The organism is Micrococcaceae bacterium Sec5.1 (genome assembly GCA_039636795.1).
Lineage (GTDB): Bacteria > Actinomycetota > Actinomycetes > Actinomycetales > Micrococcaceae > Arthrobacter.
This window is the reverse complement of the sequence record CP143430.1, coordinates 2,288,521-2,310,120: the sequence shown is the minus strand read 5'-3', so window position 1 is coordinate 2,310,120 and position 21,600 is coordinate 2,288,521. Positions and strand designations below refer to the sequence as shown.

Below are 21,600 nucleotides of genomic sequence, written 5' to 3'. Positions count from 1 at the left end.
CCACCCCACAGGAGAACCCCGATCATGAAGAAGTACCCGCACCTTTACATCGACGGTCAATGGACTGATCCGACCAACCCCCGCGAAGTGGAACTCATCGACCCCACGCGCGAGGAGGCCTTCGCCCGGGTTACCTTGGGGAGCGCAGCGGACGTGGATCGCGCCGTCGCGGCTGCCCAGCGCGCGTTCGAAAGCTTCTCCACCACCTCCGTGGACGAACGGATCGCTCTGATTGATCGCATCATCGACGTATACGAGTCGTACACGGACGAGTTCTCCGAGTTGATTGCGCGCGAAGTTGGCATCCCCATCAGCAGCCGCGCCCAAGTCACCGGCCCAGCGCAGCACATGAGCGTAGCCCGCGACATCTTGCGGGAATACCCCTTCGAATCGCGTATAGGCGGCGCCATTGTCCGTCGCGAGCCGATCGGCGTTTGTGCTCTGATCTCACCTTGGAACTGGCCTATCCAAACCGGCGTTATCAAGCTGATTTATGGGCTCGCTGCCGGGTGCACCATCGTCGCCAAACCCAGTATCAACTCTGCCGCCAGCGGCACGCTTCTGGCCCAGGTACTGCACGAGGCGGGTGTGCCGGCTGGTGTCTTCAACCTGGTGAACGGGACCGGCCGCGAGGTCGGCGATGCGCTGTCCCACCACCCTGGTGTGGACATGATCTCCTTCACAGGTTCCACCGGCGCCGGGCAGCAGGTAGGAGCGGCCGCCGCGGAAACCGTGAAACGCGTTTCCCTTGAACTGGGCGGAAAATCAGCGAACATTGTGCTGCCCGACGCAGACCTGGAAAAAGCCGCACGTTGGAACATCCAACGCAGCTTCTTCAACGCCGGTCAGTCCTGCCACGCCCCCACCCGGATGCTGGTGCACGAAAGCCAGGTGGAGCAGGTGGTACCTTTCCTCGTCGATGAGGCACAGCGCTTCCGCCTGGGCGACCCGCTGGAGGGCTCGACGACAATGGGCCCGGTCATTAGCGCCGCGCAGTACAAATCGATCAGGGATCTCATCAAGACCGGTCTTGACGAGGGCGCCACCCTCGTCACCGGCGGCCTCGAACGGCCTGAGGGCCTGGACCAGGGCTATTTCGTGCAGCCGACCGTGTTCACCGGAGTTACACCGGAGATGACGATCGCCCGGGAGGAAATCTTCGGACCCGTTCTGGCCGTTATCCCCTACCGTGACGAGGACGAGGCCCTGCGGATCGCGAACGATTCACCCTATGGCCTCGGAGGCTACGTGTTCGGCGGGGACCGGGAAAATGCCCGCCGCGTAGTAAACGGCCTGCGCGCCGGACGAGTCAGCTACAACGGCGCAGCCACCGATTCCTACACCCCCATGGGCGGCTACAAGCAGTCAGGCATCGGCCGCTCCATGGGCAGGTTCGGCCTTGAAGAATACCTCGAAATCAAATCCGTGTACGGGTTCGAAGACGAGGCCCAAACACTGCCGGCTCTCTTCGGCTAAAACAACTACGTCGATCAGGAGACCACAGAACATGAACAATGAAGCCACTCCCCTGCTGCGCAACCACGCCAAAGAGAAGCTGGCCAAGGGCGAGACCGTATATTCGATGACCGTCCGGCTGGTGCGGACCGTGGACATCGCATCCATCGCCTACACCGCTGGTTTTGACTCCATTTACATTGATATGGAGCACAGCAGCTTCTCCCTGGAAGCCGCAGGGCAAATTTGCATGGCCTGCAACCACCTCGGCGTCACCCCTCTGGTCCGCGTCCCCGGCCTGGACCCTGCACTCATCGCCAGAGTTATGGACTCCGGCGCCATGGGCATCATCGTGCCAGACGTGGAATCGGCCGCCCAGGCACGCGCCCTCGTCCGCGCAGTGAAGCACGCGCCCCTTGGGGAACGCTCCCTCGCCGGCGCCGCCCCGCAGCTGAACTACCGGGCGTACCCGCCCGCCGACGTCCTCCGGGTGCTTGATGAGTCCTCGATGGTCGTCGCAATGATCGAGTCCCAGACGGGACTCGACGCCGTCGAAGAAATTGCCGCCGTGGACGGCCTCGACATGGTCCTCGTGGGAGCGAATGACCTTAGCGTCGGGCTTGGGATCGCCGGACAGATGGACCACCCCAAGGTGCACGATGCCTACCTGCGAGTCATTAAGGCCTGCCAGGCGAATGGAGTTTCGGTGGGAATCGGCGGCCTTGGTGGTTGGCCGGACCTGATCCGCCAATACCTCGAACTCGGTGCCGGTTACGTATCGACCGGGAACGACATCACCTTCCTCAGCACTGCAGCAACACAAAAACGTCAGCAGTTCGCGTAGTCGACTCCAGGGAACAGAGAACATGAAAATCTGCATATACGGTGCCGGAGCCGTCGGTGGGCATATCGCCGGGCGGCTCGCCGGAAGTGACGCCGAGGTCTCGCTGATCGCCCGCGGTGAACAGCTTGCCGCCATCCAACAGAATGGTTTGCGGGTAGAAACCCGCGACGGGACACTCCTCTCCCACCCGGTCGCCACCGACCAGCCCGCCGGCCTTGGCCTCCAGGACATTGTCATCGTCACGGTCAAGGCCCCGGCCCTGCCAGCCATCGCCGAGCACGTCGCTTCCCTGCTCCACCGCGACAGCCTGGTGCTGTTCGTCATGAACGGCATCCCTTGGTGGTACTTCCACTCTCACGGCGGAACCTTGGACGGTACCCGTTTGCGACGGCTGGATCCCACCGGGGCACTCTGGGACCACATCGGCCCGGAACGCGCTGCGGGCGCCGTGGCCTACACTGCCTGCAGTGTAATCGCACCGGGAGTGATCCGTGCCGAGAACGCAGTCAACCGGCTGATCATCGGATGCCCCGACGGTAAGCCTGATGCAAGGCTCGACATACTGGCATCGCTCCTGAACCCCAGCGGCCTGGAGGTAACCATCACGTCGAAAATCCGCGACGCGGTCTGGGCCAAGCTGGTGATGAACCTGATCGGGGGTTCACTCGGCGTCGTTACCGCCTCGGCCATGAAGGACGTCCTTGACAAGCCAGCCGTTGCCGGCACCGCCAAGGCGATGGCCGACGAGGGTGTCGCGATTGCCCGCGCCCTCGGATGCGACCCAGGCGATCCTGATAAAGGATTGAGCAAGCTGGCGACATCCAGTCATCTTCAAAGCATCGCGCAGGACCTCTTGGCTGGTCGGCCCATGGAGATCGACGGACTGTTCCGGGTCCCGCTCGATCTGGCCGAACTAGTGCAGGTCCCCACCCCCAACCTCGATTTGGTGATCGAGCTCGCTACCCAGCGCGCACGCGCCGCTGGACTGTACCACGACACCAGTAGATGACGCGGCTCGTCCTGGCGAAGGGTTTCGTCCTTGAGGTTGCCCGTAGGGCGGGCTATGAGATTCCCAGGCAGCAGCAGGGCCGCTGGGGGCCCAGGCTTGTAAACCCACCATTAGGGAGTTCAAGGGGAGGTCATGATTACTGATCGTAAGCAAGATGACGACGCCGCCTTCATCATTGTCGGAACGGACAACGAGCCCACCAGCTCGGGTTGGGTGCCAAAACCAAGCGAACTCGTGGAGGTGCGACGATTCGGCGGGGAAGTACGACGAGGGGTCATCGACACTGTGATGAGGGACAACTCGGGCTTCTGGTTGGCCGCCGAAGGGATAGAGCCCCGCTTATTTGTTTTCCTGCACGACCAGAAACAGACCATTCGGCGCATCACGGTTTCTCACTGACGGCGTACCTCAACAGAGAAGCGGCCGCCCGGGGCTATACGAGGACCTCTGGATGATTGGCCCACATAAGGGTGGTTCTTCCGGCCCTGCAGCCCAATTTTCACTCAATCTTGCCTGGTCCGATTGTGCTCGCAACCGGTCGGATCCAGTCTGTGTAGGAGACACCAACAGGAGCGAGTGTCCCTTCTGCACAAGCCCCGAAACCGACTAAACCCAAAACGCCGGGCCCCGCGGTTCAGGGTGTTGCATTGATCCGGCAAATTCACATAAAGATTCTTCTTGGAGGAGATTATGCGCACCGTTCCCCTTGGGCCAACAGGCAGCCTCGCGCCCAACATCGTGGCGGGCATGATGAGGATCAGGGATAACTCCGACGAGGACATCCGTGAGCTGTACACCACAGCCCGGGAGGCCGGTATCGACTTCTTCGACCACGCCGACCTGTACGGCGGAGAACCGCACACGTGTGAGCGACGATTCGCCTCGGCCCTGAAACTGAGCACGACCGAACGCGAACAAATCACTCTGCAAACGAAGACTGGCATCGTCGCGAAGGAGTGGCATTATGACTCCTCCTACGAACACATCGTGACCTCCGCGGAAGAGTCGCTGGAAGCCCTCGGAACCGACTACATTGACGTGCTGCTACTGCACCGACCCGACGCGCTCGTCGAGCCCGAGGAGGTCGCCCGCGCATTTGACCACCTGGAATCCAGCGGTAAAGTCCGTGCGTTCGGGGTCTCGAACCACACGCCGCGGCAGATCGATTTGCTTAAGACGGCGGTGACGCAGCCGATCGTCGCGAACCAGTTACAGCTGTCACTCACCCACTCCACGATCATCGCGCAGGGCCTGTCAGCGAACATGACAGGTAAGGATGACTCGATCAGCCGTGACGGAGGAGGCGTCGTCGACTATGCCCGCATCAACAAAATAACCCTGCAGGCATGGTCACCTTTTCAGAAGGGATTTCAAGACGGCGTGTTCTTCGGCTCCCTGGACTATCCAGAGCTGAATGCCGAACTCGACCGGCTCGCGGCCGAGTACGGCGTCACACCGACCGCTATTGCCACCGCCTGGATCACCCGCCACCCGGCCGGCTTCCAGGTAGTCCTTGGTTCTACCACTCCCCAGCGCATTAGGGACGCGGCGGACGGCTCTGATATCCCACTGACCCGGGGCGAGTGGTACGGACTCATCCAAGCAGCCGGGCACAACGTACCCTGACCCGGTCCATTTCAAGGTACGGCTCGGGTTGCACTTGCGCGTCTGGGGTGATGTGACTGTGGCAAATGATCTGCGGAGAGGCGGACGCGAAGGTCCGAGCGGCAGCTCCGGTGAGAAGCAGCGCCGCGGCCACGAAGACGGTCACGTTGCGCACCCGTATGTGAGGACCGCACGTTGGGCAGATGGCCGCCCGTCTTAACCGACGCGGAGTAAATGCGCCGAACCTTGTGCGTTGCCCACAGCGCGCGAAATTCGCCGCTTCGCGACGGGGAACCACGACATTTACATTCGCAGCGCGTTTCCAGTCAGGCGAAAAAGTTGTGCGCACGAGGACCGAGGAGGATGAAGCGCGAATGGTTGGCGGGCGGTGCCGCGGTTCACGTCCGGCGGCGCGCCCTCTAGGTGCTACTGGGCCCATAAGCCTTGCGGCACGGACACCCGCACTCATTAGGGCCAACGACCAGACTCAAGGGGTCCGAAACCGCCCGCTTCGGACCCCGCGGGTCTTTTTCTGCTCGTGGGAGGACTCAACCGTGCGAAAGCGTACCTTGGCAACGGACCGCCGTCGCGCTCCAAGTCCCGGGGAGATGGAGTGCGCTGTTAAAGCGGGCTTACCGAGGGCCATCCGTGACACTTGGCCCTGCCCTGACCCGGCAGGGATCGCCCACAAAATGAACTGTAGGGCCACAGCAACTGAGTGTCACCGCCACACCAAAGCCAGGCATTTCCTCTGTCAGGCTCAGGGTTGGATGAGGATCTTGAGGCTCCTGCGCTCGTCCATGTCCTTGTATCCCTGAGGAACGCCGTCCATGTTGGTGGTGACGTCAAATACTTTGCCCGGTTCTATGGTGCCGTTGAGAATTTCGGGCAGCAGCTCGTCAATGTATGCCCGCACCGGTGCGGGTCCTCCAGTGAGTTTGATGTTGTGCCGGAACAGGCTGCCGAACCCAATGGGACCTTCCTCGTACTGCGGGACGCCAACCCGGCTGATGATGCCGCCGGGGCGGACGACGCCCACTGCCTGGTCATAGGCCGGCATGTGTCCGACCGCTTCAAGGACCACGTGGGTGCCGTGGCCGCCGGTCAAGTCACGGACCTGCGCGATGCCTTCGTCACCGCGGGCGGAAACAACATCAGTGGCGCCGAAATCGAGGCCGAGGTCAGTGCGGGCTTTGTGCCGGCCCATGAGAATGATCTGCTCGGCGCCTAGACGTTTAGCGGCCAGCACGGCCATCAGCCCGACCGCCCCATCACCGATCACTGTGACGTTGGTGCCCTTGTTGACGCCGCCTGCATGGGCGGCGTGGTGGCCAGTGCCAAGGACGTCCGCGAGGGTCAGCAGGGATGGGATGAGGGCTGAGTCGACGGCGACTGGCAGCTTGACGAGGGTTCCGTCCGCCAGTGGGACACGCGCTGCCTCGGCCTGGCCACCTTCGTCCGGGATGGTGTCCCAAAAGCCTGCCTCGTGGTGCGAACAGGATGTGTGCATCTTTTCGCGGCAGTACTCACAGGTGTTGTCGGAGATAGCGAACGGGGAGACCACGAGGTCACCTTTCTTCAGCGTGGTCACTGCTGAGCCGATATCCTCGATGATGCCGATGAACTCATGACCCATCCGGGCGGGCCCGTTTACAGGGGACATGGAGTGGTATGGGTGCAGGTCGCTGCCGCAGATGCACGACGCAGTCACTCGGACCAGCGCATCTGTAGGATGCTTGATGACGGAGTCCGGGACGTTCTCGACCCGGACGTCACCAGGGCCGTACATCAAGGTTGCACGCATTATGTTGGTTCCCTTTTTCTTGAGGATTTGGTTGGTCTGGGAAGTGCAGCGCCCCAGGCTGGACGACGTCATACCGGATGGTGTGCCCGCCATGCACGACAAGAATGGAGCCGCTCACGAAACTTGCCACTGGCGAGGCGACCAAAAATACCGCGGCGGCGATCTCTTCCTGCTGGCCCAGGCAGCCGATTGGTTCTTCAGCAACTATGGCGGCCCTGCCTTCCACCGTGCCGCCCGGTACGCACCTCATCATGTCGTCTTCCGGACCAACACGGCCTCCGCTGAGGATATCCCGAATAACGGGATATTGTCTAGTCATGGCACCTCTAACGCTTGGCATCCGTGCCGTCCGACTGGCCGCAGCGTCTTTGTCTCCGCGCTCATGCTCCAAGGCGTACCCTGCCGTGGCCGCGCTGGCGCACCACGACTTTGACGACTTCGACACCGCTCGCCGGAACTGCATTGCGGGCACCGTCTTGGAAGTCCGGTGGAGCGACCTACATTCCTATTTCACGGTGACCCTCGAAAGCGACGTTCCGGCTGACACCCCTGAGCTGCCTCTGCCCGAGGATCTTCAAGCTCCGGACAGCGGCCCGATCAACGCTGCGCCGCCCTACAGTGGTTCCCATGAAGAGTTGAGGTCACCGTCGCCCCGCCGGGCTATACGGGCAGGTGGGGGCCTGACCGCCCTCTCGTCGATGGTGAGGGGATTGGTTTGGGTGACGACCGCGGCCAAGCACCTTCTCCCCCGGTCACACCTCGGTTCATGATTACAGCCGCCACCAGGGTGGCGATGTACCTGTCCAGCCCGGCCCTTATTACTGACCGTGGCAGCGCGCTACAAAAGCTTGGCCTCATCGTGCTCGCAGGTCTGAACATGATTTTTCACCGGGGCATCTACCGGGTGGGGACGTAGGATCCGAGCATGTCTGCCAAAGGTATGCGTCCGAGTTCGTCGGCGATTTTCTCCATGACAGGCAGCACGCCTTGGGCTGCCTGTTCGGTGAAGCGGAAGCTGGGTCCGGATACGGTGAGTACGCCGACGATATCAGTGCTGCCGGCCGCTCGGATAGGATAGGCAAGGGCCGCAATGCCTTCCTCAAAGATGTTGGGTAGGTACAGGTAGCCAACCTTCCGTGCCCTGTGCAGTATCTCCAGGGCCTCTTCGAGGCTGCGGGGCGCAGCAGAGCCGTACTCGTCCGAGGGCGCGAAACCCTCTGCCTGTAAACGCATCGCAGCTTCGTCGTCGGGGAGGCCGCTAAGCAGGAGTAAACCGCTGGCCGTGGAGGCAAGGGGAATGTTGCCGCCGTGAACATGAAGGGGATCGTACTTCAGGCCGGACTGCCTGCCCTGGGCCTTGCTGACGCGTACAAGATGGTTTCCGTCTACAAGGTTCAGCCGCGCGAGTTCCCCGCTGGCCATCGCGAGGTCTTCCAGCAGGGGGCCCGCCAGGTCCACCAGCGGGATTAGTTCGAGGTAGTGCAGGGCGTGAGACGTAAGTTTCAGCGTCAGGTGGTAACGTCCAAACTCGTCGATTCGCACATATCCCAGACGTACCAGCTCACTGATGAGCCGGTGCGTGGGGCCTTTGGAAGTCTCCAAACCCTCGGCAATGTCAGTGAAAGTGAGCCCGCGTGGCGCCTGGCTCATCAGCTCTATCGCCTGCAGTCCGCGCTCCAGTTCCGCACTCATGCCGTCTCCCTACTACGCTCGCCTATTTTCCTTCCGAACCCGCGTCCGTCACAGCCGGCGGGAAGACGACTTCCGCACCTGTCTGCCTCCCGGTCGTAAACTGTTGCGTACTCTCAGCCTAGACGAATGGAACCTCGTTCCACCATTCCGTAAGTTCTATTGACGAAATCCTACATAACAGGATACTGTCACTTCTGGAACTGAGTTACACAAGCCGACGCTCCACAAAAGCCATCTGAATCCTGTGCTGACCCAGGCATTGGCGCCTTCGTCACTCACAAATGACTTTGGACAAGGTACCTCGAAGGCCCTGTGACTGCATGCGGCCGCCCGCAAACGGACGTCGCAAGCAGCCTGCACAAGCCTTATCAAGGTCATCGAGGGCACTTCAACGGTCGTGGGGCTCTTGATTGCCCCCCAACGACCAGAGAAGTTCCTTACTTCAGCAGCATCATGCAGGCACTCAACGAGGAGACACACCATGAAAAAACCTAAGACCGAAATTCGCCCACATCAGCGACTTCTGGGCGGGGCCATCGGCAGCGTCGTCGAGATATTTGACTTCTCGGTGTACGCACTGACGGCCCCGGCGCTCGCGATTCATTTCTTTCCCAAGGGCGATCCGGCCGCGGCGCTGCTTGCCACGTTTGCGGTCTTCGCTGCAGCGTTCTTTGCCCGGCCACTCGGGGGTGTACTTTTCGGCATCCTCGGCGATCGTCTTGGCCGAATGCGTATTCTGTCTTTGACGGTCCTGATGATGGGCGGCGCTACACTGCTGACCGGGTTGCTCCCCTCGTACGCGGCGATTGGCATCGCTGCTCCGATCCTGCTCGTGGTCTGCCGCCTCGTACAGGGACTGTCATTGGGCGGTGAGTCCTCCGGCGGCTACACCTATGTCATCGAATCCGCCCCCGACAACAAGCGTGGGAAGTGGATCGGCATCGTTATCTTTGCCCTCTACGTCCCGACCGCGTTCCTGTCGCTGATGATCGTTGGCATCAGCGGTGCAATGGGAGACTCCGCCTATATGGACTGGGGATGGCGCGTGCCGTTCGTTATTGGTGGCGTAATCGCTGGGATCGGCTTCTGGTTGAGGTTGCGCCTCGATGACCCTGAGGAGTTTGAAGCTGCGGCGGCCGGGAAGGTCACTGTCAAGGACACGCTGCGCGGCCTTGCCCAGTCGTGGAAGTCAATCGGCCGGATTCTCCTGCTTCAGGCTCCGCAGACGGCAGCGGCCTACTTGGTTATCGGGTACATGTTCACGTTCGTCGTGACGTACGGCCACCTTTCCCAGTTTCAAGCGCAGCTGACCACTGGAGCTTCAGTCCTGCTCCTGGCCTGCCTCGGGCCTGTCTTCGGCAGCATCAGCGATCGTTTCGGACGCAGGCCCGTGCTCGCTGCGGGGTTTATCTGGCTGGTGCTGTTGGCATATCCGGCATTCGCTCTGGCTTCCAATGGCACGGTGATCGGTGCCCTCCTTGGACAATGCCTCTTGGCGATCGGTGTTTCTCTCATCAATTCGGCGTTCTTCGTTATCGCGGTCGAGGTCTTCCCGACCCGAGTGCGGTACGCCGGGCACGGGCTGGCCTTCAACCTCGCCGCGGCCATCTTCGGAGGAACGACCCCGCTCGTCGCCACGGCCCTTGTGACCCAATTCGGTACCCCCGTCGCCCCCGCGTTCTATGCAATCGGGCTCGCCGTGACGCTTGGCTTGGCAGGTTTCCTTCTCACGCCGGAAACACGTCACGTGAGCCTGCGCCACTCTTTGCTCGGCGACCCCAAGAACAGTGCGAGTCACTCATCCCCGGAAGTTGATCCATCCGTGGCGGCACCGGCTGTTCCGAACTCGTCGGACAGCACCAACAGCAGGCACTTGGCTCCGTGACTATTCCCGGCCAAGACTAAGTGCCGGTTTCCACCCAAGAGACGCACTACAGCCACAGACTACCCGGAGGGCTTCCAATGGCTACTAACTTGATGACAAACCACGATTCGGTATTTATCGGGGGTGACTGGGTAGCACCAGCAACACGGGACCGTATCGAGGTGGTCTCTCCGTGGAGCGAGGACGTTATCGCCACGGTGCCTTCCGGCTCCCGCGAGGACGTCGACCGGGCGGTGGCCGCCGCTCGTCAGGCCCTCGACGCCGGGCCGTGGCCCTCAATGTCTCTGGCAGAACGGGTGGCGATCCTGAAACGGTTGCGCGAACTCCTCGTTGAGCACAGCGAGGAGCTCGCCCAGCTTATTACGGCTGAGATGGGATGTCCGATCACGCAGTCCCGCAACATCCAGGTCGTCAATCCCATTGGCATTCTCGACGCGTACCTCGAGACTGCGGAGACGTATCCATTCCGCAGTGTGCGCCGTTCAGCTAACGGCCAGGCGCTCGTCACGCGCGCGCCGGTGGGCGTGGTGGCGGCTGTAGTGCCGTGGAACGTACCCGCCTCGCTGACTGTGCAGAAGATCGTCCCGGCGCTGCTGGCGGGCTGCACCGTTGTACTCAAGCCGGCGCCGGAGACTCCGCTGGACGCCTACTTCATGGCTCGACTGCTCTCAGAGGCCGGCCTGCCGCCAGGGGTTGTGAACGTTGTGCCCGCCGACCGCGCGGTCAGCGAGTACCTCGTCTCGCACCCCGGCGTGAACAAGGTGACGTTCACTGGGTCGAGCGTCGCCGGCCGGCGGATCGCCGAAATCTCCGCCCAGGACCTGCGACGGGTGACGCTGGAACTCGGAGGCAAATCGGCCGCTGTCATCCTCAACGATGCCGACCTGGATGCGGCCGTGTCAGCCCTGCGCATCGGATCGTTCCGAAATAGTGGACAGGTCTGCAGCCTCAAGACCCGGCTCCTGGTGCCCTCGCGGCTCGAGGACGAGTTCCTTGACCGCCTGAACGCATTGATCGACACCATGCCGGTCGGTGACCCGCGGGACGAGGCCACCCAGATCGGGCCCCTCGTAAGCGCCCGCCAGCGTGAGCGGGTTGAGGGGTACATTGCATCCGGCATCGCGGAAGGTGCGCGGCTCGTCCGGGGCGGCGGGCGGCCTTCCGGCCTGGAGAAGGGGTGGTTTGTCGAGCCGACGGTCTTCACCAGGGTCGGCCCCGACGCCACCATCGCCCAGGAGGAAATCTTCGGACCCGTGGTATCGGTCATCCCGTATGAGACCGAGGATGAAGCCATCGCCATCGCCAACAACTCCAACTACGGCCTCAACGGGTCGGTTTTCACATCGGACATCGAGCGCGGTTTGCGCTTAGCTGGCCTGATGCAGACCGGAACTGTGGAGCTGAACGGGAATCCGGCAGGGTTCCGCGCCCCGATGGGCGGCGTGAAGCAGAGCGGGCTCGGCCGCGAGTTCGGCCCGGAAGGCATCGACGCCTACATCGAACTGAAATCAATCGGAATCTCAAAGGAAGTCGCCGATTCCCTGCAGTAAATAACCCTGGCCTTTCCGGTGCCGCACTTCGAAAGCTGTGCGACCCCTTTTAGCCACCCACCGATGGTGTGAGCCGCTGACCACGCACGTTTAGCTTTCTATATCAAGGAGAATCCCATGCAAGGAGTTCTATTCAAGGGAGACCGCAAACTCGAGTTGCGGGAATTTCCGGATCCAAGCCCCGGACCCGATGAGGTCGTCGTCGAAGTCCGCGCGTCGGGAATGTGCGGATCAGACCTACACGAGTACCGAAAACCACAGGGCCAGACGCCGAAAGCGATCGCCGGACACGAACCCGCCGGCGTCGTCGTGGCCGCCGGCGATCTGGTGCCGGCGTCGTGGATAGGGCGCCGGGTGATGATCCACCACTACATCGGTTGCGGACGCTGCGACCAGTGCCGGACGGGCTGGACCCACATGTGCCGTGAGGAACACCGTGCGCTCGGATACGCCGTGAACGGGGGGCACGCCAACTACATCAAGGTGCCGTTTTCGATCGTGATGCCTCTGCCTGACGGCCTGTCCTTCGAAGCCGCCGCCGCCATCAGCTGCGGCACGGGAACTGCGTGGGGGGCACTCGAAATGATCAATCTGCGCGGCGACGACACCATCGCCATCTTCGGGCAGGGACCGGTAGGTCTCTCCGCTACCCAGTTGGCCACCGCGCTCGGAGCCAAGGTCATCGCGCTCGATATCGAGCCGCACCGGCTGGAACGTTCTCGTGAGTTTGGCGCGGCCGAAACCATCAATCCGCTCGAGGTCGGCTCCGTCCGGGAGGCAGTTCTCGACCTCACCGGAGGCCTCGGCGTGACGAAAAGCCTTGAGACATCAGGTGCGCCGATCGCTACCAACCAGGCGCTTCAGGTGCTGGGCCTCTGGAGTACCCTGTGCTGGGTGGGGCGGGGAGCTCCGCTACAGGTCGACATGACAGAACTGCTTTCAAAGCAAGTAACGGCCAAGACTTCGTGGACGCTCTCGACAGAGCAGATGGGCCGGTTGGCAGACTTCGTCCTTGACCGCGGCATCGCCGTCGACGCACTCTTTACGGATCGCTGGAAACTGAGCGAGGCAGTGAAGGCCTACGAATGGTTCGACCGCCAGAGCAGCGGCAAGGGCGTTATCGTCCCCTGAGCGCCTCTCAACGATGTGCAGCCAGCCCGGCAAAGATGGCCGTATTACCCGATTGGGGTGATACGGCCAGAAGGGTTGGACTCATACCATGCGTTGTTGGCTTGGGGAGACCCGCTGCTGCTGGCCAGACGAGGCGTATTCGAGGAATGGGTGGACGAGATCGACCATCCTTCCTTCTGCTCGCTGTGCTGCATAATTTTCGGGTGTCGCGCATCGGAAGGCGTGCGCGTCTCTAAGCGTCGATACCCTTTTTCGCAGCCCAGTTCTGTTGGGTGAGGGCGTGTCGGCAGGGTTGGTTCCGGCATGGTTCGCCCCAGTCGTTCATGATTCGGGGGGTGTTGTGATTGCAGCCGACCTAGCGGCAATGAGGGTATCGGAACGCCGGAAGGTTAGTCACAGCAGTTCTTCACCCAAGTATGGGCAGCCCCGTGGCTCTCAAATAACACTTGATTCGGCCCGCCGCTGGCACGGTCTGTCCTGGCATTGTTGCTTCGGCGACTCAACTCCCTCGATCTGTTTAGTGGAGGCGGCGAGGCCCCGCTTTCTGTGGCGAAGCCATAATGTGAGCGCAAAAATGATGACGAGTGCAGAGCACGCCATGACCGCCGTCCACTGGCCGACCTGCCAAAGTAGAGCGGTCAGGGTTGAACCGAGGGCACCGCCAATGAAATTGCTGACAATGTGGACCGTGTTTAGGCGGCTGCGTGCGGCGGGGTCAATCGAGACCATCATCGTTTGGAGGAGCACTAGTACGGATTGGGTGCCGACGGAGAGTAATGAAACAGCAATAAGTATGGCGACGATGGACGCGCCGCCGAAACCGGCGCAAGCGATCCCCACCAAGGCAACAATTAACCCAATGCCGATGGCAGGCACCGCCCACCCGCGGTCATATACCCGTCCAGTGAACCGGGCGCCGATGATTCCCAGGACCCCGAGCAGGCTCACCAGGCCAACGTGTGATGACTGGAAGGCGAACGGAGGCGCAGACAGCAACAGCGTGAGCCCAGTCCAGAATGCGGTGAATACGCACATCAACGACGCTCCAAAGAGTGGGATCACCCTGGCCTGCCGATACCAAAAAGCCACCTGGAGAACCGAGTGGAGGAGCCGGCCGTAGGATAGCCGCTCCCTGGGCTTGAGGACTGGAATTGCGAACCACATGATGACGGCAAGAACCAGAATCGTCCCTGACGCCAAAACGTAAATCATGCGCCATCCCAAGACGTCCGCCACCATACCGCTAACTAATCGGGAAAGCAGGATGCCCGATAAAAGCCCGGAAGCCACCGTCCCGAGTACGCGTGCGCGCTGCGCATCCGTGGCCAGGTCACCGGCGAGCGGCAGCAGCATTTGACCGGCAACATTGGTGAAGCCAACCAGGGCAAGAGTTGACAAAAGAAGAGCGAAGTCGGGTGCCAACGCGCAGCCCACCAATGACAGGGAACAGCAGATCATGATGGCCGGGATCAGGCGCTTCCGCTGCATGGTGTCGCCGAGCGGCACAACGAAGAACACGCCGAGCGCATAGCCGACTTGCGACAGGGTGACGAGCAGCCCGGCCGCGCCTGGCCCGACTCCTAGCTCTGCAGCTATGATTCCCAGAAGCGGTTGGGCCCAGTACAGGTTTCCTACGCCGACGCCGCCAACGAAGGCAAAGAGAAGGGTTAAGCCCAGGCCGATCCCCGGAACTCTGGCGGGCATGTCTTTGCGGGTGACCAAGATGTCCCCTTTCGGCGAGAGAATTGGCGAATCATAAGTCCGAACAACTCCCTTGTTGCTAGGATTGTATAGATAATATCCCAAATTATAGGATTTTTCCGAATCGCGGAGGTGGGGAGCGCTGGCTGGAAGCGTTCATCACATACGGCCTGATGCGGTTCTTGAGTTTTCTGGTCGTGCAAATAATGACTACCCGGCAGCGCTTCTGGGTCCTCGCCCAGCGCGAGCCAGGCCTGCGTGATGTGGCCGTGCCGAAGGCCGTCGCCGGCTCCCGGGCCGCCCTTCCGGGTCGGCACCCAGCCAGGATCCATGGCGTCCACGCCCATTTCAGGCCACAACCGTCCAACGGTCGACGCGAATGCGGTGACGAACAGCTTGCTGTGGAATATGAGCGGGCTTCCCGTCCCCCACTCCAGTCGACCCCGGCGAGGTCCGCACGGCCGCCGTGATGCATGCTGCTGCTGAGGTAAATCAGCCGGTGAGGCCGTTCCATTTCCGCTGTGAGGATGAAGGGAACGATCACGTTCACTGGAAGGAGCGACGCACCGATAACACCTCTGTTGTGGATTACGGCGTCGAATCGGCCCAGAGAGTTTGCCTGCTTCGCCAGTCGGCGCACCTCAGCGGGATCGGGAAGGTCGCCGACAACGACCCTCGCCCCGCGGCCACGGAGATCCTGGACAGCGGTCAGCCGCCCGATCGTGCGTGCAAAGCTCAGTCGAGCGGTGTCACGAAAGTACGGAAATCCTTGCCTTCCCTGTAGACGCGCCAGAGAGTTTCGGACAGGGCCGCCGGTTCGTGCGCGGGGTCGCCTCCACCGATGCCCAAAGGAATGATTAGCTGCGCGACGTGGATTCGTTCCGGTGCCAGGGCATCGTGGAGCATTTGAGCGTACGCGGATTCAGCGGCGAACGCCGCGGACGTGCCGGCGTAGTTGTGGTTAGGCCGGACCGCGCTGGAGCCATTGACGAACAGAGCAGTTCCGCGTCCGAGCGCACGCATGCCGGGAAGTACCGCTTGGATGGCGGCTGCCGCGCCAAGAGCGGAGAATTCGAGTGCCGAGCGCAGTTCTTCGCGCGTCGTTTCAAGGACGGGCCTCAGATATTCCTTAGACGGCACCGGGCTGTAGTGGAGAATTTCGATGATCCCCAACTCGTCGCCGGCCCGGTCAATAGCAATACTAAGTGAGTCATTATCACGGACGTCGGCGGCGTAACCGCGGGCGTTGATGCCGGCGTCGGCAAGTTCCGCGGCGAGTGTATCCACGTGTTCCTGAGTACGGGAGAGGAGCGCAACATTGAAGCCTTCGGCTCCGAAGCGGCGAGCAGAGGCCATCCCCAGGCCTGGTCCGGCCCCAATGACTGCGATCGTTGTGTTCATGGTGTTCCTTCTTCCGTGAATGTGGGACGAAATGCCCCCTGGGTCGGGAATAGTGCCGTCTGCAGACATGTAAGTGGTTAGTCCCCGTAAAGCTGTGGCTCGGAATTGCAACTTTCAATCGACGGCGAGTCACCGCTTAGTGGTGGCACCACCGTCGTCGTCAGCCGTCCTTTCGTGTACGTTCGGACGCGGGCTGGACGACCGTTCGGTATTCGCTGGCCGCCCAGGAGGCGAGCAGTTGCATGCGCTCGGCCGACGGTGAACCGGGTTCTGCGGTATAGATCGTGAGTGTCAGGCCAGGTTCAGCAGTCATCTCCAGCCCCTCGAAAGCGAGTGTCATCTCGCCAACGATGGGATGGTTGAACGTCTTAATTCCAGTGCCGTGGTGGCGGACGTTGTGCGCACCCCACAGCTTCCGGAACTCCTCGCTTCGGGTGCCGAGCTCACCGATGAGGTCGTGAAGCTCCTTGTTGTGCGGGTCCCGGGCGGCCTCTGTGCGCAGAATGGAGACCGTCACCTCCGCGAAAGCGTCCCAGTCGGGGTAGAAGTCGTAAGCACGTTCTGCCAGGAAGGTGAAACGGGCTATGTTCGGCGGTTGACCGGGCATGTCGAAGCAGTCCTTGTAGAACGCGCGTGCCAAAGGGTTGACCGCCAGCAGGTCCATCCGGCCATTTCGAACGAATGCCGGACCGGCCGTGATCGCATCGAGCGCCCACTGCAGGCTCTGATGCGGCGCATAGGTTTTCGAGCTCCGTCGGCGCTGAGGCCGTGCAATGGGGCTGGCGGCGTGGGCAAGGTCGAACAGGTGGGCCCGCTCGGCGTCGTCCAGACACAGGGCCTTGGCGATGCTTTCCAGCACCTGTGAGGAGGCTCCGCTGATTGCTCCGCGCTCCATGCGGGTGTAGTAGTCCACGCTCAATCCGGCCAGGGTGGCTACCTCGCTACGACGCAGGCCATTGACACGACGGTTCCTCCCTGCAGGCAGTCCGACCCGCTCCGGTGAGACCTGGGCGCGGCGGGAAATCAGGAATTCGCGTACTTCGGCTCGATTTTCCATGTCATCCACGCTAGGCCAACTCACATTTCTGAGGGAGTCCCTTGCAGTACCTCTATCGCCCGTGACCCGACAGCTGGAGAAGGGGTCGTCAATGGACAAGCGCGCCCGGATGTCGCCCAGTCCCCGAAGACACTGCACAGACCATAGAAGGCCAGCGATGCCGAAGCAGATCCAGCGAGGCAGCGCGCAGGAACCAACGAGCGCGGCTGATCGAGCGGGAGAGTGGTCCCATCATGGGCCTTCACCTCGCCTGTCCGAGCGCCGCGCTAGGTTGGCACACCTTGAGTCTGTGCAGGCCCCGCCTTGCCGGGCACTGCCGAACACATTGCCTCACTTCTTCACGAGAACAGCCTGGTGCTGTTCGTCATGAACGGCATCCCCTGGTGATACTTCCACTCCCACGGCGTAGACTTGGACGGTACCCAACTCCCGCAGCTGGATCCTGAAAGTCCACTATGGTCATGTGTCCGCCCCGAACGGGCGGTCGGTGCCGTGCACCGTTGTTGCGCCTGGAGTCGTCCGCGCAGAGAATGTACGTAACCGCCTCATCATCGGCCATCCCGACGGCACTACTGTCCCATGGCTGGACACCCTGGCACCGCTGCTGAAGCCCACCGGGATCGAGGTCAGCGTCACGGCCAAGATCCGTGACCCCATTTGGGGCAAACTGGTCATAAACCTAGTTGGGGGTTCCCTGGCCACACTGAGCGCCTCCCCCATGAGGGATGTCCTCAACAAGCCCACGATCGCCGGCACAGCCAACACAACGCGCATGTGCCGCCGGTCTCTATCAGGATGCGCGAAGATGACCTCAGGCCGTCCTGCCACAGGTGAACATGCAAATGCGCAGGTCCCCGACCGCTTACGTCACGGGGGCATTGAGGCCGTGATGGACTATCGCTCAGGATTCTGGTTGGCCGCCGATGGTGCGGAACGCGGGTGTTTGTTTTTCCCGAAGAGGTGACCGGATGTGCTGCTGAGAATCCGGACCGCGTGAGCAATAGTCGTTCCCTAGGAATATCCGCGCTTGAGTCACCGACAGTTGCAGCAGGAACCATTCAATAGTTCCTGACCACAGGGGCGCACCTCTTTACTGATCATCCCGTGGAGGTGAATAACCGGAGGAGAGCGCCAACGTCCCCCCGTCTACGGGCAGTACCGCTCCGCTAATGGCCCCTGCTTCCTGGGCCGAAGCCAAGAAGATGATCGCGCGGGCTACGTCCTCGGGCTGGGCTCCGTTGCCGAGCGGAATCCGGTCCACCCGCTGTCTCATCATTTCCGGATTTGCCTCGACGACACTCTTGGCTAGATCTGTCCACGTAAAGCCAGGGCATACGCAGTTTACGCGGATGCTGTACTGGGCCCAATCGACCGCCAATCCCTTTGTAAGCCCCACCACTCCGTGCTTAGCTGCGACGTACGAGACACTGTTGGGCATTGCAGCGAGGCTTGCCCCGGAGCCCACATTTACAATGGAGCCATCGAGGCGGGGAATCATGGAAGACGTCGCCACTGCCTGGGACCAGAAAAACGCTCCGGTCAAGCAGACATCCAGCTCGCGCCGCCAGTGCTCTTCCGACAATTCGCGCGCAGGTGTAACCACTTGAGTGGCCGCATTGTTCACGAGAACGTCTATTCGGCCGAAGGAATCCATGATCTCATCGACATTTTCCTTGACCTTTGCCCGTGAGCTAACGTCTCCCACGATCCCCACAGCCTCGCCGCCGTCTGACTTTATCGCGGTGACCGCCTTATCGATCGCTGCGGCATCGACATCACAAACGGCAAGCCGGGCACCCAATCGGGAGGCTAGCTGAACGGTAGCAAGACCAATCCCCCGAGCTGCACCAGTAACGACCACAACCTTTTCCTCGAAGGTCATGACAACCTGCCAGCGACAGGGAACCCACTCGTAACCAAGTGATGCGCCTCTGCAGTATTAGCAGATCTCCGTAATCTCACCAGCAATTTGAACCTCCGACTAGATTGATCGTGACGTTGCTCTTCTTTTACGACAACACTGCGCAGAGCGAATTTTCGGCGTCGGGATCATTGTATCCCTCTGTATACAGTCAACACAAGAAGAGTCTAAATCTCTTTCAGCTTGAATCGAAGCGGGAGATAGCTGGAGAAAGACGTAGTATGCAGTAGTATGCAGTAAGAGCCGGGCTGACTAATGCTTGTTCCGGTGACCCTTCGCCTCACCGACGATAAGTGAAAGGAGCAAAGCGATGCCAGCTGATCCTTCCCTCTACGAACGCCTCCGTACTGCCATCATGTACGGCGGTTACCGTCCGGGTGACGTCCTGATCGAGACATCGGTCGCGGAAGAATTCGGGGTGAGTAGGACTCCGGTCCGCGAGGCATTTCGCAGGCTTGAACAGGACGGTCTCCTGCAGCGAAATGGACGTAAGCTCGTAGTCCATGAGCCGACGCCGCAGGAGGCACTTGAAATTTATGATTGTCTCACGGTCCTGGAAGGAATGGCTGCGCAATGGGCGGCACGGATGAGCACCGACTATGACATGGCTGTAATGCGGCGTATGCACGGCCAAATGGTCGAACTTCGTGAGAGGAACCCGGCGGACATGGCTGCGATGGACCACGCCTTTCACGTCAGTGTGTGGCAGGCCAGCCACAACGCCACATTGTGTGATTTGCTCGAAAGGCTCATGGTTCACATACGCCGGTATCCCGAGCCCGCTGTAGCCCAGCCTGGACGGTGGGAGGAGGCAATCCAGGAGCACCGCACGATCTTGGACGCCATTGAGGCGGGCGAGGATGTAGCAGCAAAGGAAGCGAGTATCGCACATACGACCTCGGCGCGTAACTTGAGGTTGGAGATGATCACACAGGGAAGTGGATACGGCGCAGACACTCCTGCCCGGGCCCAGTCTTCCGTCTAGGAAAGAGCGCACGAACCGTCCTCCACGTTAGACGTGTCTCTGCGACGTTGCTGCCACCTGTCGCATCGCCGTCGACAGGGAATCCAGAAGCCTCGTTCAAGACTAACTCCGGCTATTCATAAGTCGGCATTCCGGGCGTGTTCAAACGGGAGAAGGCGTTGTCCGGCACGATCCTCTGTTCCCTCGCTGCGATGCTCAGCCGGGGCCGAGCACGCCTCAGAGCTGGACATTCTGAGATCGTCACCAAATGCTTTGGGCCAACTACCCTCGAATGCGACCTTTCCAAAACTTCCGGCGCTGGCACGAGCCTTCCTTGCCGCCGGGCACGGACCCCTGGCCAGCTGTGAGATCGGGATTTAAACCCCGAGAAACATCGGCCAGGGCAAGCCGCCCTTCTTCGACTTCGCCGCGACGCATGCCTGGACCAACATTGCCGCCCTCCCGGACGGCCATCGGGCCAAGGCCTGTGACATCAAACACCGGCGCTATCATGATCTCGCACCAACGGTCGATCCTTTCTGACACCGGAAAGTGCAGTCCGGAAAGTCTCCCGCCGACTCAGAGGAATCGACGGGAGACGGCGGCTCACGACTCCTTATTTGTTGCGAACGTCAGCTGATCCTAGGCCTGCGGCACCCACACTTCCGTCGCCGCTGCGGAACTGGGCAGTATCGAGACGACTACGAGTATCGGGGGCCAATCGCATTTCGGCCACCGCCAGGTTATCCTCGCCGCGAATCGACGGAAAGCGTTCAAACAGTTGCCCTTCATGGGGAATCATTAGCCGGCTCGATTCACCGGCGCACTGCATCATCTCATCGATGACGAACAGGCTTCGCCATAGACTGCCGTTTCCTACTCCAATACCTCGGTAGAAGGGGTTGGAGGAACCGGTTTCGACGTTCCGGTAGGAATACACGTTATCTCCCGGCATCACCCAAGTCTCACCTCCCGTATGGATGGTGATGTACTGTGACCCGTCCGTATGTGAATCGAAAGCCGGAACCAGATCGACGCCCGGAAGCACATCCTCTACACGACCGTCCACCAGGTTAAGTCGGCCTTCCTTCTGTAACTGCTTGAGGTACGAGAGATCGGCCGGATCCGTCGCCTGGCTCAAGGTTCCGAAGCGTTCCGGCAGAGATAATGCGTACTCCCATTGCTGGACCTCTCGCTCTTGAATCCAAACCTGAGCGTTCGGAAAAGCTTGCAGATTACCCATGTGATCGAAATGGGCATGTGTAATGAGAATCGTGTCGATGTCCTCAGGCGTTAACCCCACTTTCGCCAGGACAGACGAGGCACTCGCCGCACCATTGACTACACTCTCAGGCAAAAATCGGCTCACGAATTCCGCGCTTGGATCGAAGCCCGTGTCTATGAGAACGCGGTGGCCTTCGCCTTCCATCAGAACGTAGCAGTATGGCATATATCCTCGTTCATCAAAGCCGACACCATACAACGACTTGCGCGTCGGGTGGTCCTCCACCCTTGCGTACTCCAGCATCCAAAATGACCATTCAGCCATCACGTAATTCTCCTCACTTGAAATAGCTAACT

At 61.0% G+C, this 21,600-nt stretch carries 20 protein-coding genes; 13 read left to right on the top strand and 7 right to left on the bottom strand.

What is annotated here, in order from left to right:
* Window positions 1-24: 24 nt before the first annotated feature.
* The 5 genes from VUN82_10680 to VUN82_10660 all read left to right on the top strand — a co-directional run bounded on the left by VUN82_10680 (window position 25) and on the right by VUN82_10660 (window position 4,934).
* On the top strand, window positions 25-1,476 hold the full coding sequence (locus tag VUN82_10680; protein ID XAS74248.1) for an aldehyde dehydrogenase family protein: 1,452 nt from the start codon (window positions 25-27) through the stop codon (window positions 1,474-1,476).
* Window positions 1,477-1,507: 31 nt separating this feature from the next.
* Window positions 1,508-2,299, top strand: coding sequence for an aldolase/citrate lyase family protein (locus VUN82_10675; GenBank protein XAS74247.1), 792 nt, complete (start codon window positions 1,508-1,510; stop codon window positions 2,297-2,299).
* A 22-nt stretch (window positions 2,300-2,321) separates the two neighbouring features.
* On the top strand, window positions 2,322-3,308 hold the full coding sequence (locus VUN82_10670) for a 2-dehydropantoate 2-reductase (GenBank protein ID XAS74246.1): 987 nt from the start codon (window positions 2,322-2,324) through the stop codon (window positions 3,306-3,308).
* Between the two features lie 132 nt (window positions 3,309-3,440).
* The gene (locus VUN82_10665; protein XAS74245.1) at window positions 3,441-3,707 is read left to right on the top strand and encodes a hypothetical protein; all 267 of its coding nucleotides are present in this window, start codon (window positions 3,441-3,443) and stop codon (window positions 3,705-3,707) included.
* A gap of 291 nt (window positions 3,708-3,998) precedes the next feature.
* On the top strand, window positions 3,999-4,934 hold the full coding sequence (locus VUN82_10660; GenBank protein ID XAS74244.1) for an aldo/keto reductase: 936 nt from the start codon (window positions 3,999-4,001) through the stop codon (window positions 4,932-4,934).
* Between the two features lie 739 nt (window positions 4,935-5,673).
* Here the strand turns inward: VUN82_10660 and VUN82_10655 are convergent.
* Window positions 5,674-6,717, bottom strand: a complete 1,044-nt coding sequence (locus tag VUN82_10655) for an alcohol dehydrogenase catalytic domain-containing protein (protein XAS74243.1) — start codon at window positions 6,715-6,717, stop codon at window positions 5,674-5,676.
* 317 nt (window positions 6,718-7,034) lie between these two features.
* On the opposite strand from VUN82_10655, the gene VUN82_10650 reads away from it, so the two are divergent.
* Complete coding sequence (locus tag VUN82_10650) at window positions 7,035-7,487, top strand: DUF6152 family protein (GenBank protein XAS74242.1); 453 nt, start codon at window positions 7,035-7,037, stop codon at window positions 7,485-7,487.
* Entirely contained in the window at window positions 7,484-7,633 is a 150-nt protein-coding gene (locus VUN82_10645) for a hypothetical protein (GenBank protein ID XAS74241.1), read from the top strand. The genes VUN82_10650 and VUN82_10645 overlap by 4 nt, the downstream gene beginning before the upstream one ends.
* On the opposite strand, the gene VUN82_10640 is transcribed toward VUN82_10645, so the two are convergent.
* The gene (locus tag VUN82_10640; protein ID XAS74240.1) at window positions 7,615-8,409 is read right to left on the bottom strand and encodes an IclR family transcriptional regulator; all 795 of its coding nucleotides are present in this window, start codon (window positions 8,407-8,409) and stop codon (window positions 7,615-7,617) included. The genes VUN82_10645 and VUN82_10640 overlap by 19 nt on opposite strands.
* A gap of 481 nt (window positions 8,410-8,890) precedes the next feature.
* On the opposite strand from VUN82_10640, the gene VUN82_10635 reads away from it, so the two are divergent.
* The 3 genes from VUN82_10635 (at window position 8,891) to VUN82_10625 (ending at window position 12,975) form a co-directional block, all read left to right on the top strand.
* The gene (locus tag VUN82_10635) at window positions 8,891-10,294 is read left to right on the top strand and encodes an MFS transporter (GenBank protein XAS74239.1); all 1,404 of its coding nucleotides are present in this window, start codon (window positions 8,891-8,893) and stop codon (window positions 10,292-10,294) included.
* Between the two features lie 92 nt (window positions 10,295-10,386).
* Window positions 10,387-11,844 carry an aldehyde dehydrogenase gene (locus tag VUN82_10630; GenBank protein XAS74238.1) on the top strand — a complete coding sequence of 486 codons (1,458 nt, stop codon included), beginning with the start codon at window positions 10,387-10,389 and terminating at the stop codon, window positions 11,842-11,844.
* Window positions 11,845-11,961: 117 nt separating this feature from the next.
* On the top strand, window positions 11,962-12,975 hold the full coding sequence (locus VUN82_10625) for a zinc-binding dehydrogenase (GenBank protein XAS74237.1): 1,014 nt from the start codon (window positions 11,962-11,964) through the stop codon (window positions 12,973-12,975).
* A 435-nt stretch (window positions 12,976-13,410) separates the two neighbouring features.
* On the opposite strand, the gene VUN82_10620 is transcribed toward VUN82_10625, so the two are convergent.
* Window positions 13,411-14,697, bottom strand: a complete 1,287-nt coding sequence (locus VUN82_10620) for an MFS transporter (GenBank protein ID XAS74236.1) — start codon at window positions 14,695-14,697, stop codon at window positions 13,411-13,413.
* A gap of 185 nt (window positions 14,698-14,882) precedes the next feature.
* On the opposite strand from VUN82_10620, the gene VUN82_10615 reads away from it, so the two are divergent.
* Window positions 14,883-15,146 carry a hypothetical protein gene (locus tag VUN82_10615; protein ID XAS74235.1) on the top strand — a complete coding sequence of 88 codons (264 nt, stop codon included), beginning with the start codon at window positions 14,883-14,885 and terminating at the stop codon, window positions 15,144-15,146.
* Between the two features lie 265 nt (window positions 15,147-15,411).
* On the opposite strand, the gene VUN82_10610 is transcribed toward VUN82_10615, so the two are convergent.
* Complete coding sequence (locus VUN82_10610; protein XAS74234.1) at window positions 15,412-16,077, bottom strand: SDR family NAD(P)-dependent oxidoreductase; 666 nt, start codon at window positions 16,075-16,077, stop codon at window positions 15,412-15,414.
* Window positions 16,078-16,237: 160 nt separating this feature from the next.
* Complete coding sequence (locus VUN82_10605) at window positions 16,238-17,134, bottom strand: helix-turn-helix transcriptional regulator (protein XAS74233.1); 897 nt, start codon at window positions 17,132-17,134, stop codon at window positions 16,238-16,240.
* Between the two features lie 463 nt (window positions 17,135-17,597).
* Here VUN82_10605 and VUN82_10600 point away from each other — a divergent pair, with 463 nt between their 5' ends.
* Window positions 17,598-18,098: a hypothetical protein gene (locus tag VUN82_10600; protein XAS74232.1), complete on the top strand. Its 501-nt coding sequence runs from the start codon at window positions 17,598-17,600 to the stop codon at window positions 18,096-18,098.
* Window positions 18,099-18,224: 126 nt separating this feature from the next.
* On the opposite strand, the gene VUN82_10595 is transcribed toward VUN82_10600, so the two are convergent.
* Complete coding sequence (locus VUN82_10595) at window positions 18,225-19,016, bottom strand: SDR family oxidoreductase (protein XAS74231.1); 792 nt, start codon at window positions 19,014-19,016, stop codon at window positions 18,225-18,227.
* A 349-nt stretch (window positions 19,017-19,365) separates the two neighbouring features.
* On the opposite strand from VUN82_10595, the gene VUN82_10590 reads away from it, so the two are divergent.
* Window positions 19,366-20,040 (top strand): GntR family transcriptional regulator, encoded by a 675-nt coding sequence (locus VUN82_10590; GenBank protein XAS74230.1) that lies wholly within the window; start codon window positions 19,366-19,368, stop codon window positions 20,038-20,040.
* 595 nt (window positions 20,041-20,635) lie between these two features.
* Here VUN82_10590 and VUN82_10585 read toward each other — a convergent pair.
* Window positions 20,636-21,568 carry an N-acyl homoserine lactonase family protein gene (locus VUN82_10585; GenBank protein XAS74229.1) on the bottom strand — a complete coding sequence of 311 codons (933 nt, stop codon included), beginning with the start codon at window positions 21,566-21,568 and terminating at the stop codon, window positions 20,636-20,638.
* Window positions 21,569-21,600 lie beyond the last annotated feature (32 nt).

Excerpts from the sequence above, each read along its gene's own strand:
- VUN82_10655 (XAS74243.1), bottom strand. The coding sequence starts at position 6,717 with ATGCGTGCAACCTTGATGTACGGCCCTGGTGACGTCCGGGTCGAGAAC.
- VUN82_10680 (XAS74248.1), top strand. The coding sequence starts at position 25 with ATGAAGAAGTACCCGCACCTTTACATCGACGGTCAATGGACTGATCCG.
- VUN82_10585 (XAS74229.1), bottom strand. The coding sequence starts at position 21,568 with ATGGCTGAATGGTCATTTTGGATGCTGGAGTACGCAAGGGTGGAGGAC.
- VUN82_10595 (XAS74231.1), bottom strand. The coding sequence starts at position 19,016 with ATGACCTTCGAGGAAAAGGTTGTGGTCGTTACTGGTGCAGCTCGGGGG.
- VUN82_10675 (XAS74247.1), top strand. The coding sequence starts at position 1,508 with ATGAACAATGAAGCCACTCCCCTGCTGCGCAACCACGCCAAAGAGAAG.
- VUN82_10635 (XAS74239.1), top strand. The coding sequence starts at position 8,891 with ATGAAAAAACCTAAGACCGAAATTCGCCCACATCAGCGACTTCTGGGC.
- VUN82_10645 (XAS74241.1), top strand. The coding sequence starts at position 7,484 with ATGATTACAGCCGCCACCAGGGTGGCGATGTACCTGTCCAGCCCGGCC.
- VUN82_10625 (XAS74237.1), top strand. The coding sequence starts at position 11,962 with ATGCAAGGAGTTCTATTCAAGGGAGACCGCAAACTCGAGTTGCGGGAA.
- VUN82_10665 (XAS74245.1), top strand. The coding sequence starts at position 3,441 with ATGATTACTGATCGTAAGCAAGATGACGACGCCGCCTTCATCATTGTC.
- VUN82_10670 (XAS74246.1), top strand. The coding sequence starts at position 2,322 with ATGAAAATCTGCATATACGGTGCCGGAGCCGTCGGTGGGCATATCGCC.
- VUN82_10630 (XAS74238.1), top strand. The coding sequence starts at position 10,387 with ATGACAAACCACGATTCGGTATTTATCGGGGGTGACTGGGTAGCACCA.
- VUN82_10660 (XAS74244.1), top strand. The coding sequence starts at position 3,999 with ATGCGCACCGTTCCCCTTGGGCCAACAGGCAGCCTCGCGCCCAACATC.
- VUN82_10605 (XAS74233.1), bottom strand. The coding sequence starts at position 17,134 with ATGGAAAATCGAGCCGAAGTACGCGAATTCCTGATTTCCCGCCGCGCC.
- VUN82_10590 (XAS74230.1), top strand. The coding sequence starts at position 19,366 with ATGCCAGCTGATCCTTCCCTCTACGAACGCCTCCGTACTGCCATCATG.
- VUN82_10610 (XAS74234.1), bottom strand. The coding sequence starts at position 16,077 with ATGAACACAACGATCGCAGTCATTGGGGCCGGACCAGGCCTGGGGATG.
- VUN82_10650 (XAS74242.1), top strand. The coding sequence starts at position 7,035 with ATGGCACCTCTAACGCTTGGCATCCGTGCCGTCCGACTGGCCGCAGCG.
- VUN82_10615 (XAS74235.1), top strand. The coding sequence starts at position 14,883 with ATGACTACCCGGCAGCGCTTCTGGGTCCTCGCCCAGCGCGAGCCAGGC.
- VUN82_10640 (XAS74240.1), bottom strand. The coding sequence starts at position 8,409 with ATGAGTGCGGAACTGGAGCGCGGACTGCAGGCGATAGAGCTGATGAGC.